Origin of the sequence: Fodinibius sp. Rm-B-1B1-1, assembly GCF_038594945.1 — a bacterium.
GTDB classification, from domain to species: domain Bacteria; phylum Bacteroidota; class Rhodothermia; order Balneolales; family Balneolaceae; genus Fodinibius; species Fodinibius alkaliphilus.
The window spans coordinates 1,165,503-1,183,273 of record NZ_JBCFYD010000001.1; the positions used below are offsets into that span (position 1 = coordinate 1,165,503).

A 17,771-nucleotide genomic window follows, 5' to 3' on the forward strand; every position below is an offset into this window, starting at 1 on the left:
TATACCCTAACACACATTAGCTTGATTTATTCAATTTCATATCGGGGTTTTAACTTGTTGTAAAGCCATCCTCGGGCTTTCATCCAGTCTCTTTTGACGGTGCTTTCAGAAATTTCAAGGACATCAGCAATTTGAGCAATGGTCATTTCCCCGAAAAAGCGCATTTCTACCACTTTGCTCAAACGTTCATTTAATGTTTTCAAATCGTTTAGCGCAGCGTCAATATCTATAAGTTCTTCTGTTTTTTGTTTCTGTTCATTCAAAATACCGTCAATGTAGGTAACGTCTTTTTCTTTACCGCCTCTTTTTCCGGCCTGTTTTTTACGTGCATGATCAATAAGGATTTGCCGCATGCAATGTGATGCAATAGCTAAAAAATGTGATTTATCATTAAAATCAATTTGTGTTTGATCAATCATCTTAAGGTAAGCTTCATGAACCAATTCGGTTTTAGAAAGCGTATGATCAGGGTTTTGGCGTGCCATATGGGCGTGCGCCATGCTATGGAGCCGTTTATAGATGAGGGGATACAGTTTATCAAAAACCCCTTTTTCTCCCTCTTTGAGCCGGACTAAAAGTTGAGTAACCTCAGACATTTCTACGTGGGATCATAGATTTAAGCTTAGTACCTGATGAAAAAACCTTTATTCTGGTAACTGATTGATGATAGCTATTTATATATATGCAATAAAAAAAATAATTAGTTTATCACCAATAAAATTCATCACAGGTTATGTTACTTGGTCCATGAATAATTTCCTTCCTAAACTTTGAACAGCGACTTGTTTTTTCTGGTGCGGTAGATGACCACTTTATTGACGAATATGAGCCCTTTTTGTATTCGTTTACGTATTTGATTACCTGGAGGTACTGTTTCGGCTATTTATCTAATTGTAATGAAACGCTATCCATTATCTCATATAAGCTACGAGTAGATGTTTTTATCAGGATACCAGAACTGGAGAGTACCAGCCAATTCTAAACTGGATTGGGTATCGAATAAGAGAATAGGTTATAAGTTTAAAATAATATCATGATGAGACGACTAACAGCACTACTTACCGTACTAACAGTAACAAGTTTAATCTTATGGTCTTGTGGAGGGGATTCGGGTACTGGCCCCGACCCTGACAATGCCAACAATGAAAATGAAGAAGCTACAACCTATACGGTTTCGGTAAATATGACTCCATCGGATGCAGGGACCATATCACCTTCCGCGGATGATACTTACGAAGAAGGCGAAGAGGTTGAAGTACAGGCGAATCCCAATGACGAATATCGGTTTATCGATTGGACAGGAGATGTAGAGAGTTCAGATAACCCTCTATCGCTTGTTGTAGACCAAGACTATTCGCTGACGGCTAATTTTGAAAAGAAAAGCTATGCTCTGACGACTAATACCGAAGGGGAAGGGGCCATAGATGAAAATGTGGTTCAGAAAAAGTCAACCGATTACGAGCACAGCACGGTGGTAGAACTAACGGCTAATCCCGCTGACGGGTGGAAATTTGTAGAGTGGACCGGAGACGTGACCGGCACCGGTAATCCACAGCAGGTCACCGTGGACAGCCCCAAAGAAGTGACGGCCGTCTTTGAAAAAAAGAGCTATGAGCTTACGATTAATAAGCAGGGAGAAGGGGCCGTGGCCGAAGAGGTGGTGCAAGCCAAAAGCTATGAACACGGCACGGTTGTAGATTTGACCGCTAACGCTGCTATTGGGTGGACGTTTTCTGAATGGCAAGGTGACCTGACGGGTAATAGTAATCCAGAGAAAATCACTATCGATAGGGCCAAAGAGGTAACGGTTGTGTTTGAATCGAAGCCATTTTATGTGTCATCGAATGGAGTAACTATTATTTGTGATGTGGCCAGTGTGGGCGATACGGGCACGATTAACGGCACCACGTACACCAAGCGCAACAAGTCCCAGATCACTCCGGCCAATGCCCCGACGACTTGTACGTCCGGTATCACGGATATGAGTAATTTATTTAATGGCGCCGGCTCTTTTAACGGAGATATCAGCCATTGGGATGTGTCCAGCGTGACAGATATGCAGGCTATGTTTATGAGTGCCACTGATTTTAACCAAGATCTTAGTAGTTGGGACGTGTCTGGGGTAACGAATATGCGATCAATGTTTAATGGAGCTACACCCTTCAACCAGGATCTCAGTGGTTGGGACGTGTCTAGCGTGACAGATATGCAGACTATGTTTATAAATGCAGAATCCTTTAACGGAGATCTAAGTAGTTGGGATGTCTCTGCTGTAACAGATATGAGAGCAATGTTTGTGGGAGCTACTATTTTTAGCGGAGATATCAGTAGCTGGAATGTTTCCAGTGCAAATGATATGGCATATATGTTTCAGGATGCAAAAGCATTTAATGGTGATATCAACAGTTGGGATGTTAGCAGTGTCACACAAATGCATAAAATGTTTGACGGTGCAGGGTCATTCAACCAAGATCTTAGTGACTGGGATGTATCAAATGTGACTACCATGGCTGGGATGTTTCGGGATGCTTCCTCCTTTAACCAGGATATCAGCGGATGGTGTGTGGAGAATTTTGATTCAAAGCCATCAGATTTTGATGATGGTGCCGGTTTTGAAGGCGATGACGATCCGGATACTGGGAAGCAGCCGGTCTGGGGAACCTGTCCCGGTAACTAGCTTAATTTTTTCAAATTCATATTCCGACCTATGGTAAATCGGGTTGGCATCACATGAGAATACAGATTAAAATTTTCAAAAATTTATCATAATGAGACGACTAACTGCACTACTTACCATACTGATATTCACAGGATTAACACTGGTAGCCTGCGGAGGCGACTCCGGGACGGGCCCCGATCCGGGTAACGGAGATAATGGCGATAACGTAGACGACCCGACTACATATACCGTTGAGGCCTCAGCGGCCGAGGGGGGTACGGTGTCTCCTTCCGGGGCCAATGACTATGAAGAAGGGGAAACCGTAGAATTGACAGCCGACCCCAACGACGAATATCTGTTTTCAGGGTGGACGGGTGATATGGAAAGCGAAGACAACCCACTGTCGCTTACGGTAGACCAAGACTATTCGCTAACGGCAAATTTTGAGCTAAAAAGCTATGAGCTCACCATTAATAAGGAAGGTGATGGCAGCGTTAGCGAAGAAATTGTGGAGGAAAAATCCAAAAAATATGAGCATGGTACGGTTGTAGAACTCACCGCCAATCCCGCCGAAGGGTATAAATTTGTCGAATGGAAAGGGGATGTGGAAGGCAGCGAAAATCCGGCTCAGATTACCGTGGACGACCCAAAAGAGGTAACAGCCGTATTTGAGAAAAAAAGTTATAACCTTACGGTAAATACAGATGGTGATGGGGCCGTTGCCGAAGAGGTAGTACAACATAAGTCCACGGAGTACGATCATGGTACGGTTGTGGAATTAACCGCGAATGCCGGGAATGGGTATAAATTTGTGGAATGGACCGGAGATCTGACAGGAAATGATAACCCTGCTCAAATAACAGTGGATAAGGCGAAGAAAGTTACTGCTGTTTTTGAGAAGAAAGAGTACAAGTTAATGGTCGATACATCTGGTGACGGATCGGTGTCGAAGGATCCCGATCAATCTACATACGAGTATAATACAGAGGTAGAACTCACCGCAAATGCTGCCGAAGGATATAAATTTGTAGAGTGGCAAGGTGCCATGACAGGATCTGAAAATCCTGAAAAACTGCAAATAAATGAAGAAAAGGAAGTGACGGCGGTATTTGAGTCAACCTTTTATATGGCATCCAATGGAGTAACCGTAAAGTGTGAAGACGCCAGCGTAGGGGAAACTGGGACGGTAAACGGAGATACTTATACCAAACGTAGCGCCGATCAGATTACTCCCTCCAATGCCCCGACGACTTGTACCTCCGGCATTTCCGATATGAGCAATTTATTTGATGGTGCCGGCTCTTTTAACGGAGATGTCAGCCATTGGGATGTGAGCAGTGTAACTAATATGAAGTCGATGTTTAAAGATGCCAGTTCCTTCGACCAGGATATTGGTGCCTGGGATGTGTCTGGTGTAACCAAGACGAGTAATATGTTCTCTAACGCTGATTCCTTTAATCAAGATATCAGCAGTTGGGACATCAGTAGCGTAACGGATATGCATGGAATGTTTCAGGATGCTACCATCTTTAATCAGAATATTGGCAATTGGAATGTCTCTTCAGTAACGAATATGAGAAGGATGTTTAATGGTGCCAGTTCCTTTAACAGTGATATTGGCAGCTGGGACGTCAGTAGTGTAACAACTATGCAAGAGATGTTTTGGGGTGCTTCATCGTTCAACCAAGATATTGGCAGCTGGGACGTATCCAGCGTAACCAGTATGGAAAGCATGTTTGCTGGTGCTAACTCCTTCAACCAAAATCTTAACAATTGGAATGTGTCCAATGTAACAGATATGCGGGCTATGTTTGACTCTGCCGATTCATTTGATAGTAATATTTCCAGCTGGGCTGTGGGGAGCGTTACCGATATGAGCAAGATGTTTGAGGGTGCAAGCTCCTTTAACGGAAATATCAGCGGCTGGGATGTCAGTAGTGTAACGAATATGGGAAGTATGTTTTGGAGTGCTTATGCCTTTAACCAAGATATCGGCAACTGGGACGTCAGCAATGTAACTAACATGTATGGTATGTTTAATTATGCCATTACTTTTAACCAAGATATCAGCAGCTGGTGCGTATCTAATATTTCTTCCAAGCCTACTAGATTTGATGATGGTGCCGGTTTTGAAGGCGATGACGATCCGGATACCGGGAAGCAGCCGGTCTGGGGAACCTGTCCCGGTAACTAGCTTAATTTTTTCAAATTCAGATGCTGACCTATGGTAAATCGGGCTGTGCATCAAATAAGAGAATAGGTTATAAGTTTAAAATAATATCATTATGAGACGACTAATTGCACTATTTACCGTACTAACGTTCACAGGATTAATACTGTTGTCATGCAGCGACTCCGGTACCGGACCCAGTTCGGATAACGGAGATAATGGTGGCGATGGTAGCGATGAAACCACCACCTACACTATGGATGTTACTATATCGCCATCAGAAGGTGGTTCAGTTTCTCGGTCAGCCGATGGGCCGTATGACGAAGGTGAAACCGTAGAGCTCACCGCCGAGTCCGCTGAAGGCTATGGTTTTGTGGAGTGGCAGGGGGACCTATCCGGCACCCAGAATCCCGAAGAAGTTACCATGGACGAGTCTAAAGAGGTAACAGTGGTGTTCGAGGAGAAGCCATCCTTTTATCTGGCCTCCAACGGGGTAACCGTTATTTGTGATGCTGCTTCCGTCGGTGACACTGGCACGGTGGAAGGCGTCACGTATACCAAACGTACCGCCGATCAGATTACCTCGGATAACGCTCCTACAACCTGTACCAGCGGCATCACAGATATGTATTCTATGTTCCGGGATTCCACGGACTTTAATGGCGATATAAGCACCTGGGATGTGTCTGGCGTAACCAATATGATGCGCATGTTTTATAATGCCGGATCTTTTAACCAGGATATCAGTTACTGGGATGTATCTGCTGTAGAAACGATGAGAAGTATGTTTTGGGATGCTGATAACTTTGACCAGGATCTCAACAGCTGGGATGTGGGCAATGTTAACCGTATGGATTATATGTTTAGATCCACTCCTTTTAACGGAAATATAAGCAGCTGGGATGTTTCTTCTGTTGCGAATATGCAAGACATGTTTCATGGTGCTATATCCTTCAACCAGGATATCGGTGACTGGGATGTTTCCGGTGTAGAAGATATGGCATCCATGTTTCTGAATGCTGAATCCTTTAACCAAGATCTCAACAGCTGGGATGTGGGTAACGTAAAAAGTATGGCCGACATGTTTAGAGATGCCACTTCCTTTGACGGAAATATAAGCGATTGGGACGTCAGCAGCGCCATGTATATGAATAGAATGTTTTCCGGGGCCACCTCTTTCAATCAGGATATCAGCGGCTGGGATGTAGGCAGTGTTACCAATATGAGACGCATGTTTTTTGAGGCTACGGTTTTTGACCAAAGTCTCAACAGTTGGGATGTCTCCAAAGTAGAAGATATGAGTCAGATGTTTTATCGGGCTTTCAGCTTTAACCAAGACCTTAGCGACTGGGATGTCTCCAGCGTAACTGATGTGAGCGGCATGTTCGCCGGTGATAGTCAAGGAAGCTCATCCTTTGATGGAGCTCTCAGTGGCTGGGATCTATCAGGTATATCTGCTAAGGAAGATATGGAAACAATGTTTTATAACGCTGATGACTTTAACCAAGATATCAGCGACTGGTGCGTACCAAATATTTCGGAAAAACCTGCTGGTTTTTCATCGTTCAGTGGGCTTGCAGAAGAACACGAGCCAGTGTGGGGAACCTGTCCCGGATCGTAGAAAGTAGATTAATAATATACCGTGCCGGTCACATCAGATAGGCTGGTACAAATCAAAAAATATCAATCAAATGAGACGACTAACTGCACTACTTACCATACTGATATTCACAGGAATCATGTTGGCCTGCGGAGATTCGGGCACCGGCCCCGACCCCGACAACAATGAAAATGAAGAAGCTACAACCTACACAGTTTCGGTAGATATGACGCCATCGGATGCGGGAATGGTATCCCCGACAACAGAGGAGACCTATGAGGAGGGCAAAGAAATTCAGCTGCTGGCCAATGCTAAAGATGAGTATGTATTTACTGGCTGGAGCGGGGATATGGAAGGAGATGTGAATCCGCTACCCTTAACCGTGAGTCAGGATTTTAATCTCACGGCCAATTTCGAGCTCAAAAATTATGATCTGAGTACTGACGTAGAAGGAGAAGGCTCGGTTCAGGAGAATGTGTTGGAGCAAAAATCCAAAGAATATAAGCATGGTACAGCGATAGAATTGATTGCGACTCCAGCCAAAGGCTATAAGTTTGTTGAATGGAACGGGGATGAGACCGGTACGGATAACCCAATGCAGATTACCGTGGATGATCCCAAAGAAGTAACAGCCGTTTTTGAAAAGAAGAGCTACAAGTTGGCCGTTACCACCAATGGAAGCGGAGCGGTTTCGGAGCAGGTGGTATCAAAAGCCAAGGGCTATGAGTACGGGGATGTCGTAGAGCTGTCCCCCAGCGCCGCCGAAGGGTGGACATTTGTTGAATGGAGCGGCGACCTCTCGGGTTCGGATAATCCCGCCCAAGTTACCGTTGATGCGGCCAAGGATGTAACCGCCGTATTTGAACGCAAAACATTTGCTCTGGCCCCTGATATTCAGGGCGAAGGCAGCGTCGCCAAAGATCCCGACCAGACCGAATACAAATATGGTGAAAAGGTAATCCTGACGGCCGAGCCCAACAATAACTGGTCCTTTAAAGAGTGGGCAGGTGAAATTTCCGGCACGACGCCCGAAATAACTGTCACGGTGTATTCGGAGCGAGATATTACGACCGTCTTTGAAGAGAAACCTCTGTTTTATTCAGCCCAAAATGGATATACCGTAGTATGCCCGGAAGCCGATCCCGGCCAGAAAGGCTTTTTAAACGGTGATCCGAATGGCAAGCAGTATGAAGCCGTGGACCGGGCCATGCTGGTAGAAAAGATTGAAAACGACGAGGATGTGACCCGGGTTTGTACAACTCCCGTTACGGATATGTATAATTTATTTGGTGGTCTTTTTGGTGATCCAGTCACGTTTAATCAGGATATTGGCCAGTGGGATGTAAGTAATGTAACCGATATGAATCGAATGTTTTACAACGTAACAGACTTTAATCAAGATCTAAATAGCTGGGACGTGAGCAGTGTCACGAATATGTATAGAATGTTTCTTGATGCTTCATCATTTAACCAGGATATCAGTGGCTGGGATGTTAGTAGCGTAACTAATATGAATTTTATGTTTAGTGGTGCCGAGGACTTTAACCAAGATATCAGTAGTTGGGATGTCAGTAATGTGGAGGGGATGAGTTATATGTTTCGCGATAGCAATTTCAATAGGGATATAAGCGATTGGGATGTCAGTAGCGTAACCGATATGTCCTGGATGTTTTTTAATGCCAGTTCGTTCAAACAAGATATTGGCAGCTGGGATGTATCTGCAGTAACTACTATGCGATATATGTTTCATGAGGCTTCATCCTTTAACCAAGATATTGGTAACTGGGACGTCAGCAATGTAACTGACATGCACGGTATGTTTGAGGAGGCCACATTATTCAACCAAGATATCAGCAGCTGGAATACCTCGGCAGCAACCACTATGGACAAAATGTTTAAGAATGCTTCCTCTTTTAACCAGGATATCAGCAGCTGGTGCGTTTCAAAAATTGATTCAAAGCCATCAGATTTTGATACCAATGCCGGTTTTGAAGGCGATGACGATCCGGATACCGGGAAGCAGCCGGTCTGGGGAACCTGTCCCGGTAATTAGCTTAATTTTTTTCAAATTCAGATGCCGACCCATGGTAAACCGGGCTGGCATCACATGAGAATACAGATTAAAATTTTCAAAAATTTATCATTATGAAACGACTAATTGCACTATTTACCGTACTAATTTTCACAGGATTAATACTGTTGTCATGCAGCGACTCCGGTACCGGACCCAGTTCAGATAACGAAGGCAATGGCAATAACAGTGAAGGCGAAACTACCTACAGTGTGGACGTTAGCATATCGCCATCAGAAAGTGGTTCAGTTTCTCGGTCAGCCGATGGGCCATATGACGAAGGGGAAACCGTAGAGTTGACGGCCGAGGCCAGCGACGAATATCTGTTTTCAGGGTGGACGGGTGATATGGAAAGCGAAGACAACCCTCTATCGCTTACTGTAGACCAAGACTATTTTCTGACGGCTAATTTTGAAAAGAAAAGCTATGCTCTGACGACTAATACCGAAGGGGAAGGGGCCATAGATGAAAATGTGGTTCAGGAAAAATCCAAAGAATATGAGCATGGTACGGTTGTAGAACTCACCGCCAATCCTGCCAAAGGGTATAGGTTTGTCGAATGGAAAGGGGATATCGAAGGATCAGATAATCCGGCTCAGATTACCGTGGACGATCCGAAAGATGTAACAGCGGTATTTGAGAAAAAAAGCTATGAGCTGACTATAAACACCGAAGGAAAAGGAGCGGTAAACGAAGAAGTTGTCCAAAGTAAATCGTACGATCATGGTACGGTTGTGGAGTTGACCGCGAATGCCGGGAATGGGTATAAATTTGCAGAATGGACCGGAGATCTGTCTGGCAGTGATAATCCGTCCCAAATAACCGTCGATAAAGCCAAGGAAGTGACGGCTGTTTTTGGAAAGAAAAGTTTTGCATTGACTACAAATACAAGCGGAAGCGGTTCGATTACAAAAACGCCCGATCAGTCAACGTATGAATATGAAACGACTGTCGAGTTGGAGGCGACACCTGCTGACGGATATAAATTTGTGGAATGGACCGGGGACAAAGCCAGTACTGATAACCCTGTTGAAATAACTATTGATGCCGAAAAAATAGTAACAGCGGTATTTGAGGAAACACAAGCAAAATTCTATTTGGCTGGAAATGGGGTTACCATAAAATGTGAGGAAGCCAGTGTAGGCGAATCCGGAACAGTAAATGGTGATGAATATATTAAACGTACCGTCGACCAGATTACTACAGACAATGCTCCAACTACTTGTACTAGCGGGATCACGGATATGAGCTCTTTGTTTGAGGGAGCTGACTCCTTTAATAGAGATATCACCCACTGGGATGTATCTGAGGTAACCCGCATGAACCGCATGTTTACTGGTGTTGATCTATTTAACCAAGATATAAGCTATTGGGATGTGTCCAGTGTTAAAAACATGGATAGGATGTTTTGGCTTGCCAGTGACTTCAATCAAAATCTCAGCGGTTGGTGTGTAAAGAACATTGGTGCAACAAAGCCCGATGACTTTGATGTCGGGACACATGATGATTTTGAAGGCAATATTAATAAGCTGCCGGATTGGGGTGCTAAGTGTTCCGGTTCATAGAATAAGTAAAACAGAATTACCAACCATTCGTTGATAATGTTCAAATGCATATGGTGTAGTCATCGGAACCCGGCAGGATCCGAAAAATGCCACAAACGTAGTTTTATGAGTATCAGGAGACTTCATTTAGTAGCAACATAAGTCTATGGGATGTCAGCAGTGTGGGAGATATGAGTAATATGTTTAAAGATGCTTCTGTCTTTGGTGGAGACCTCAGCGAATGGTGTGTTGAAGATATTCCAGATGAACCGAGTGGTTTTTCGGACGGTAGTGCTTTAACAAGTACTAAAATGCCAGACTGGGGTGATTCCTGTGGCTCATAGGTGACGAGTTCACAGGATTTTTATAATGCCACATATACCAGTGTAAGATGGGATCTTGCACTGGTATTATTGCTAATAATCAAATGGGTTGATCATTCAGACTTGCCGCTTTTATATCCTAAACGACTAATGGTTCGAGCGTCCGCTCGGACCATATACTTGCTGGAGCTTGGGCTTGGGAAGGAGATAAGCAAAAGCATATCACAGTGTCTATCACAACAAGTTAGTAGTAAGTCTGGCAGTTTACCCAGCTGGATCGAGACCCATTACCGGGGATAATCTCTGCACGTTACATATTATCTAACTGTTGCCATACATCGGAATCAAATATCCGGTACTTCAGAAGCGTCCAGCATTTATGATAAAGATTCTGAAACAAGTTGAGAATGACACTATAGGCTAACTTCAAATTGTCAGCTTTTACCGTACACCGAAACCACACTCCCGCGCGTCACCTTATTTTCAGGCGAAACTAAGTAAGCAATCTGTTGGGCCAGCTGCTCAGGCTTGGGCCATTTATCAAAATTGGCATTGGGCATGCTTTCACGGTTTTGTGAGGTGTCAATTACGGAAGGGGCGATAGCATTGACCAAGATATCATCTTCGACCACCTCGGCGGCCAGTGATTCCGTGAGTGCAGCCACACCTGCTTTGGATGTCGTGTAGGCGGTCATTCCGGCTCCTTGCCGTGGTTCCAAGGCGGGACGTGCGGCGATGTTGACAATACGGCCACCGTCGCCTTGGTCTTTAAACTGTTGTACGGCAGCCCGACAACTATTGTAGCAGGTAACCAGGTTCAAGTTAATCTGCTTCATAAAATCAGCTTTGGAAGTTTTCTGAATCGAACCCATCCCAAATCCCCCGGCAATGTGGATAGACCCCCAAAGTGGGCCCTGCTCGTCTATCGCATCCTCAAAAAACGATTGTGCCTGATCTTCGTCGGTGAGATCTACATCAACTTTTGTGAATACGTTTTTGTGATCGGTCAGATCAAAGTTGTCCAGCTCGGATTTGTTAAAACAGGGTACACTGCAACGAGCTCCAGCATCCAAAAGCAATTGCACAACGGCCGTACCCAACGAGCCGGCACCGCCTGTTATGATGAAATGACGATCGGAAAAATCCATAGTAACAATTCATTTAATTTTATATTGAACTAAATAACAAGTGGGAAAGTACGTGCATTCCTTTCATTTTGATAAACGGGTTATCAAAATAACATACTTAAGGCAAAAATAATCTTGAGGTTGGGCAAATGGCACCCACAGTTGATAGTAAGACTATTGCTCGGATAGTGGCATGGATTTCTTATCAGTGTTTCCGTAACGCAGTCAATAACTCATTTAAGTAGTATGATATTCTTATTTTTAAGTTATATAAGTGTAATATTTGATTTTTACGCAAGGAAATAATGACATGAAACTTAATCTTAAAACGAAACTGTATGCCGGTCTTGGTTTTTTAGTCTTACTGATTATTCTGCTGTGGACCAGCGGGCTAATTTTTATAAGTACACTGGCTGATACTTCGGGCGCGATTATTGAAAACAACAATCGTACGGTTACCTATATGCAGAATATGGAGCAGGCACTGACAGAAATCCATTTGGGGATGTCGAGAGAAAGATTGGGGAAAGTGGATTCGTTGGAGCAGGAGATTTTACAAAATCTACGCAATCAGCAACAAAACATTACGGAAGAGGGAGAGGCAGAACTCAGTAACAAGCTCCAAAAAAGGATAGTCAAATATTTTGATGCGATTGATGATCAAAAAAATCAGAGTGTTAGTAATGATGCATTCTTTCAATCCCTGGACGAGGAATATGGGCAACTACAATATTTGCTGGCACAGATTACTTATATGAACCTGGAGGCCATTCATCAGAAAAATGATCGGGCCCAGAAAACGGCTGGAAATATTATTTTTTACATGAGTATTATCGGTATTGCCAGCTTGTTATTGGCAGTGGGATTGTTGATAAACTATCCCGGCTACATTGTGAATCCGATCCAAGAGCTTATTGCCCGTATAAAGAGTATTGCCAACCAAAATTATGATCAGCGGCTGGAGTTTGAAACTGGGGACGAATACGAAGAGTTGGCCAAGGCGTTTAATACGATGGCGGCACGGCTGCAGGAATTTGAGTCGAGTAACCTGGCGAAAATAAAGAGTGAAAAGCAGCGGATTGAAGCTGTTATCAACCAGATGAATGAGGCAGTGATTGGCTTGGATAATGAAGACAATATTTTGTTTGTAAATGCCAAAGCCGAAGAGCTCATAGGCATTGATCGAGAACTGTTGGTGGGTAAATATGTCCCGGACTTAGCTGTTAAAAATGATTTGATTCGAAAGATGCTCTCTGATTCGAACAATGAGGATAAGAACAAGGATCAGGCCAATTCTCCGGATTTAATTAAGTTACCAACTGATGATCGGTTTGTGTATTACTCGAAGGAGGTTCAGCCGGTATTGTTGAATGAGCAATCTTCGAATCCCAAAAAGAAAATCGGATCTATTATTACCTTGAAAAATGTAACACATTTCCAGGAGATCAATGAGGCCAAAACCAACTTTATTGCAGTGGTTTCTCACGAGCTTAAAACGCCTATTGCTTCCATTAATATGAGTTTGCGTTTGCTCGAGGATGAACGAGTGGGACCGTTAAATGATGAGCAATCGGAGCTGATCAGGAATATACGTCAGGATGCCGAAAGGATGAAAACGACGACCGCTGAACTATTGAATTTATCTAAAATCGAAACGGGGAATATTCAGCTTAATACCCAGCCGGCCAAGCCAGTGGATCTGCTGCAATATGCCTACGAGACAATGGTTATGCAGGCGAATCAGAAAAATATTGAGATTTCTACCGAATCTGATCAAGAATTGTCCCCGGTAAAGGTTGATTTGCAGAAAACCGTTTGGGTGCTCGTTAATTTATTATCGAATGCTATTCGCTACACACCACAGGATGGAAAAATTATAATGCGGGGTGAGAATAAAATATCATCAGTACAATTTTCAGTCGTTGATATGGGAGAAGGCATTGCTGAGGAACATCTTGATAAAATATTTCAAAAGTATTTTCAGGTCTATGGTGATAGTGATGGCAGCGGATTGGGGCTGTCGATAGCCAAAGAATTTATTAACGCGCAGGGGGGAGAGATTGGCGTTGAAAGTGAAGTTGGCAAAGGAAGTACATTTTACTTCACGTTACCTAAGGTGAAAGAATAGATGAAGACAGGTATTATGAGAAGAAATAACGTTTTAGTGATTGATGATGAGGAACGATTTCGTAAGCTGTTGTCACGCATCATTGGACTGGAGGGATTTGAGGTTTTACAGGCCAAAAATGCTCGAGAGGGATTCAATATTTTAGAGAATGAGACAGTAAGTGTGGTGGTTTGTGATGTAAAACTGCCCGATGGGAATGGCCTTGATATATTGGAGCGAATCAAGAAAGAGTACCCATTAATTGAAGTGATCCTGATTACAGCCTTTGGTACGATCCAAGACGGGGTGAATGCGATGAAGCAGGGCGCCTTCGATTATATTACTAAGGGGGATAATGACGATCATATTCATGTGGTCGTAGAACGTGCAGCGGAGAAAGCCAACCTTAATGCCAAGCTACAGCATCTTGAGCAGCGGGTTGAAAGCAAATACAGTTTTGATAGCATAGTAGGGGAATCGGATGCCATCCAGAAGTCTATTAAAATGGCCAGAAAGGTGGCTAAATCTGACATGAGTGTCCTGCTGCAGGGCGAAACAGGTACGGGCAAAGAACTTTTTGCCCAGGCTATACACCAAGCAAGCAACCGAAAAGATGGACCGTTTGTGGCTTTGAACTGTAGTGCTTTTCCAAAGGATATGCTGGAGTCGGAGTTGTTTGGATTCAAAAAGGGAGCGTTTACCGGGGCAACAGAATCCAAAAAAGGGCTGATCGAGGAAGCCGATGGTGGGACGTTATTTTTAGATGAAATTGGGGAAATGGATGTGGGGTTGCAAGCAAAACTATTACGATTTTTAGAGCATAAAACGTTTACCAAACTGGGAGAAACGAAAGAGCGTGAGGTGGATCTGCGAGTGCTTGCAGCTTCAAATAAAGATTTAAAGCAAGCGGCCGATGAGGGAGGATTTCGGGACGATCTGTATTACCGTCTGGCAGGATTTACGATAAAAATTCCACCGTTGAGAGACCGGGAAGGGGATATTGCATTGCTGGCAAATTTTGTTCTGCAGCGATTACATTCCCGGGTACAACAGATTTCGGATGAGGCTATGCAGCGATTAAAATTCTATCCATGGCACGGTAATGTACGGGAGTTGAAAAATGTGATTGAACGGGCGGCAATTTTGTCAGAGGGAGCAGTGATTACGCCTGATCTTTTACCTTCGGAGTTTCACGAGGAGGAAGGTTCATCAGGTTATATATCTTCAACGAGCTCGCTGCAAAAGGTCGAGCGTAATCATATACAGCGGGTATTAAAAAAGACGGAAGGAAATAAAACCCAAGCTGCTAAAATTTTGGGCATCGGTACCAGCACACTCTATCGCAAAATAGAGGAATACAACTTATAGAATTCGTTATCCCAAACTGGGAATGGTATCTACCATTTTGAAATACCTTTTTGATCAATTTTATCTTTATGCATCAAGATATGCTCACTTTTGATGAATAAGGGTGGTTTTTTGTAAATATTGATCTCCTCGCTGTTAGATGGCATAGAATTTTCAGTATAAAAGAAACTGAAAACCAATCTCACGCTGTGAGGGTGACATAATGAAAAAAGATATAGGAACATACAGAGGTACAAGACTTTATGAGGCTGATCAGGTTAATGCCGCTGAAGGGCAGGCACTGAATGTTAAAATTGTCGGGGAAGGGGTGCATCCTGATCAACAAAATATGAAAGTTGATTTTGTTGCGGAGGCAAGTAGCCGGGATGAAGGGGTACATCAGATCAAGAAAAAAATTGACCGGTACCTTGATGAGCATGACATACAAAAGTTTAATCGGCCGTATAATAGTTAATATCCAAAGTATCTATGATGGATGATTTGCAATATAAAGAGCATAAGCTGGCCCAAAAGGCGCAGCGAATTGTTGATTTAAAGCATGAGCTGCAACAATTTAAGGAGAAGAAGGAAAATCATCTTGCGCAAAAACCAACGTGCGATGAAAATAGTCTTTCCTATCGGCAGTCGATCTCCTTCGGGGAGAAAGTGGATGAATTTGAGGAGCAGCTGCAGCAGATCAACGTGCAAATTATGAGGCTTGAAAGACAGCTGTCTGCCTTGGAGCATCAAGCAGGAAAGTTAATACCAGTAACTGGTATTAAGATTAGGGTTCATGCCTATTCTGATGAGGGAAATCCTACCCGTACATTTTGTATTGAACAAAAACAAAATGGTTCTCAAAGTGATATCAATTCTATTACTATCGAGCAGTTTCAAGAGATATAAATCCCGTCTTGCCAAGTGTTATTAAATTCTGTGGTATTTCAGAATAATTTCTATCTTCGCTCTCTATGAAATTACCGTATCACTGGAAACAGAAATGGCTGAAAGTCCTGCGACGTTGGCGTGATTTTAAGAAAAAAGCTAACCTCTTTTTCCACTATGTGCAGGACGATATTTATGAAATTGATAAAGTTGCCCATCCATATGTGCGTGCGTTTTCGGCCCTGCTCGTTATGTTGGTCGTTACCAGCCTGCTTATCCCACTCGGGTTTGAGCTTACGCCAGAGCTAAAACAGCTAAATCAAAAAGTAGAAGGTTGGTTGCTCTTTGGCTTTGTGCTGAGCTTTTTTGTACGGTTAGTTCTTACCAGTGATCGGGGGGCCTATTTGCGGAAGAGGTGGTTCGAAGGGGTGCTTACTGGCTTTTCTACGCTAATTTTGATTGACATCGTTGCTGGGTATAGCATTGTGGAAGGGTTGTTTTTTACGGCTGATAACCCGGAGGCATTCTTCCTGCAGTTTTTGAAAGGGTATCTTCTGCTTATTGTGATCATCAAATTTGTACAGTATCTGCCAGAACTGTTGGAGGATCAGAAAAATACGGCGCGATTTCTGGTGTATAGCTTTCTTTCCATTATTGGCGCAGGTACGCTATTACTGATGTTGCCCGGTGCCACCCAGGATGGTCAAGGGCTGGCTTTTATTGATGCCTTGTTTACCTCTACGAGTGCGGTTTGTGTAACGGGACTTATCGTTGTGGATACGGCCACGCACTTTACGCTATTTGGTGAAATCGTGATTATGACGCTTATCCAGCTTGGAGGTATCGGAATTATCACCTTTGCTACCTTTCTATTTTTGTTTATTAGCGGGGGACTTGGGGTCGGGCAGATGAATACCATCAAAGATATGGTAGCCGAAAAGAACACTAATCTTGTTACGGCTACCCTTAAAAAGGTAGTAGGATTCACCTTTCTGGTCGAAGGCATAGCTGTGATAGCATATTATGTCAGCTGGGATATGGAATTTTCATCTCAGGGACAGCGTGTGCTGTTTTCGGTATTTCATGCTATATCGGCTTTTTGTAATGCCGGTTTTTCGCTCTTTACCAATAGTCTGGCTGATGCGCACAATGCTACAAACTGGCCCATCAATATTACAACAATGATTTTAATTGTATTAGGCGGACTCGGATTTACGGTGATCTGGGAGATTATACAGCGGAAGTCCGAGCGTAAAATATGGCGTCGTCGTCTTTCTGTCCACACCCGCTTGGTGTTGGTAACTACCGCCATTTTAATTGTGGTTGGTACAGCAGTAGTGATGATATTAGAATGGGATAATACGCTGGCTGGCCATTCAACGGTTGACAAATTCCTGTTATCGCTTTTTCAAAGTATTACTACCCGAACGGCTGGATTTAATACGGTTGATACTGGTGCTATGGGTATTCCTGTAATTCTTGGCATGTTAATTCTTATGTTGATTGGTGGATCCCCGGCATCTACGGCGGGTGGAATAAAAACGACAACTTTTGCTGTGCTGGTCCGCTCTATGACGATGACCATCCGGGGAAATAATCGTATGGAAATGTTCAATCGGACGATCCCAAATACTATTATTTTTCGTTCAGTGACGGTCATTTTATTGGCCGTTTCTTGCATCAGCGTTAGTACCATATTGCTTGCCATTGTCGAAAACCATGCCTTTATGGATTTGTTATTTGAGGAAGTTTCGGCTTTTGCTACCGTTGGGTTATCTCGCGGTATTACCGGCGATCTAACCACATGGGGTAAATCGATTATTATTTTGTCTATGTTTCTTGGGCGGGTGGGTATACTTACGTTTATGGTGGCGTTTGCAAGTCGAGCTGACAACCGGAAATATCGTTATCCCAAAGAAAGTATTATGGTGTCGTAAG

General features: G+C 43.5%; 12 protein-coding genes and 1 pseudogene. 11 read left to right on the top strand and 2 right to left on the bottom strand.

Going from position 1 to position 17,771, the window contains the following annotated elements; all coding sequences use genetic code 11:
• Positions 1–26: 26 nt before the first annotated feature.
• Complete coding sequence (locus AAFH98_RS05320) at positions 27–596, bottom strand: sigma-70 family RNA polymerase sigma factor (RefSeq protein WP_342521657.1); 570 nt, start codon at positions 594–596, stop codon at positions 27–29.
• A gap of 440 nt (positions 597–1,036) precedes the next feature.
• Here AAFH98_RS05320 and AAFH98_RS05325 point away from each other — a divergent pair, with 440 nt between their 5' ends.
• The 6 genes and pseudogenes from AAFH98_RS05325 to AAFH98_RS05350 all read left to right on the top strand — a co-directional run.
• Positions 1,037–2,677: a BspA family leucine-rich repeat surface protein gene (locus AAFH98_RS05325; RefSeq protein ID WP_342521658.1), complete on the top strand. Its 1,641-nt coding sequence runs from the start codon at positions 1,037–1,039 to the stop codon at positions 2,675–2,677.
• A 91-nt stretch (positions 2,678–2,768) separates the two neighbouring features.
• Positions 2,769–4,853 (top strand): BspA family leucine-rich repeat surface protein, encoded by a 2,085-nt coding sequence (locus tag AAFH98_RS05330; protein ID WP_342521659.1) that lies wholly within the window; start codon positions 2,769–2,771, stop codon positions 4,851–4,853.
• A gap of 91 nt (positions 4,854–4,944) precedes the next feature.
• Entirely contained in the window at positions 4,945–6,450 is a 1,506-nt protein-coding gene (locus tag AAFH98_RS05335) for a BspA family leucine-rich repeat surface protein (protein WP_342521660.1), read from the top strand.
• A 70-nt stretch (positions 6,451–6,520) separates the two neighbouring features.
• Positions 6,521–8,482 carry a BspA family leucine-rich repeat surface protein gene (locus AAFH98_RS05340; RefSeq protein WP_342521661.1) on the top strand — a complete coding sequence of 654 codons (1,962 nt, stop codon included), beginning with the start codon at positions 6,521–6,523 and terminating at the stop codon, positions 8,480–8,482.
• 92 nt (positions 8,483–8,574) lie between these two features.
• Positions 8,575–10,065 (top strand): InlB B-repeat-containing protein, encoded by a 1,491-nt coding sequence (locus tag AAFH98_RS05345; RefSeq protein WP_342521662.1) that lies wholly within the window; start codon positions 8,575–8,577, stop codon positions 10,063–10,065.
• Between the two features lie 125 nt (positions 10,066–10,190).
• A pseudogene (locus AAFH98_RS05350) lies at positions 10,191–10,388 on the top strand (BspA family leucine-rich repeat surface protein); the annotation flags it as partial.
• A 413-nt stretch (positions 10,389–10,801) separates the two neighbouring features.
• Here AAFH98_RS05350 and AAFH98_RS05355 read toward each other — a convergent pair.
• Entirely contained in the window at positions 10,802–11,515 is a 714-nt protein-coding gene (locus tag AAFH98_RS05355; RefSeq protein ID WP_342521663.1) for an SDR family NAD(P)-dependent oxidoreductase, read from the bottom strand.
• 289 nt (positions 11,516–11,804) lie between these two features.
• Between AAFH98_RS05355 and AAFH98_RS05360 the strand changes: the two genes are divergently transcribed.
• The 5 genes from AAFH98_RS05360 to AAFH98_RS05380 all read left to right on the top strand — a co-directional run bounded on the left by AAFH98_RS05360 (position 11,805) and on the right by AAFH98_RS05380 (position 17,770).
• On the top strand, positions 11,805–13,622 hold the full coding sequence (locus AAFH98_RS05360; RefSeq protein WP_342521664.1) for a HAMP domain-containing sensor histidine kinase: 1,818 nt from the start codon (positions 11,805–11,807) through the stop codon (positions 13,620–13,622).
• Between the two features lie 15 nt (positions 13,623–13,637).
• Positions 13,638–14,969 carry a sigma-54-dependent transcriptional regulator gene (locus tag AAFH98_RS05365; RefSeq protein ID WP_342521665.1) on the top strand — a complete coding sequence of 444 codons (1,332 nt, stop codon included), beginning with the start codon at positions 13,638–13,640 and terminating at the stop codon, positions 14,967–14,969.
• A gap of 202 nt (positions 14,970–15,171) precedes the next feature.
• A complete protein-coding gene (locus AAFH98_RS05370; RefSeq protein ID WP_342521666.1) occupies positions 15,172–15,423 on the top strand; it encodes a hypothetical protein in 252 nt (83 codons plus the stop codon).
• A gap of 14 nt (positions 15,424–15,437) precedes the next feature.
• On the top strand, positions 15,438–15,854 hold the full coding sequence (locus tag AAFH98_RS05375) for a hypothetical protein (protein ID WP_342521667.1): 417 nt from the start codon (positions 15,438–15,440) through the stop codon (positions 15,852–15,854).
• A 65-nt stretch (positions 15,855–15,919) separates the two neighbouring features.
• Positions 15,920–17,770: a TrkH family potassium uptake protein gene (locus tag AAFH98_RS05380; protein ID WP_342521668.1), complete on the top strand. Its 1,851-nt coding sequence runs from the start codon at positions 15,920–15,922 to the stop codon at positions 17,768–17,770.
• The last annotated feature ends 1 nt before the right edge of the window (position 17,771 follow it).

Excerpts from the sequence above, each read along its gene's own strand:
- AAFH98_RS05320 (WP_342521657.1), bottom strand. The coding sequence starts at position 596 with ATGTCTGAGGTTACTCAACTTTTAGTCCGGCTCAAAGAGGGAGAAAAA.
- AAFH98_RS05325 (WP_342521658.1), top strand. The coding sequence starts at position 1,037 with ATGAGACGACTAACAGCACTACTTACCGTACTAACAGTAACAAGTTTA.
- AAFH98_RS05330 (WP_342521659.1), top strand. The coding sequence starts at position 2,769 with ATGAGACGACTAACTGCACTACTTACCATACTGATATTCACAGGATTA.
- AAFH98_RS05335 (WP_342521660.1), top strand. The coding sequence starts at position 4,945 with ATGAGACGACTAATTGCACTATTTACCGTACTAACGTTCACAGGATTA.
- AAFH98_RS05340 (WP_342521661.1), top strand. The coding sequence starts at position 6,521 with ATGAGACGACTAACTGCACTACTTACCATACTGATATTCACAGGAATC.
- AAFH98_RS05345 (WP_342521662.1), top strand. The coding sequence starts at position 8,575 with ATGAAACGACTAATTGCACTATTTACCGTACTAATTTTCACAGGATTA.
- AAFH98_RS05355 (WP_342521663.1), bottom strand. The coding sequence starts at position 11,515 with ATGGATTTTTCCGATCGTCATTTCATCATAACAGGCGGTGCCGGCTCG.
- AAFH98_RS05360 (WP_342521664.1), top strand. The coding sequence starts at position 11,805 with ATGAAACTTAATCTTAAAACGAAACTGTATGCCGGTCTTGGTTTTTTA.
- AAFH98_RS05365 (WP_342521665.1), top strand. The coding sequence starts at position 13,638 with ATGAGAAGAAATAACGTTTTAGTGATTGATGATGAGGAACGATTTCGT.
- AAFH98_RS05370 (WP_342521666.1), top strand. The coding sequence starts at position 15,172 with ATGAAAAAAGATATAGGAACATACAGAGGTACAAGACTTTATGAGGCT.
- AAFH98_RS05375 (WP_342521667.1), top strand. The coding sequence starts at position 15,438 with ATGATGGATGATTTGCAATATAAAGAGCATAAGCTGGCCCAAAAGGCG.
- AAFH98_RS05380 (WP_342521668.1), top strand. The coding sequence starts at position 15,920 with ATGAAATTACCGTATCACTGGAAACAGAAATGGCTGAAAGTCCTGCGA.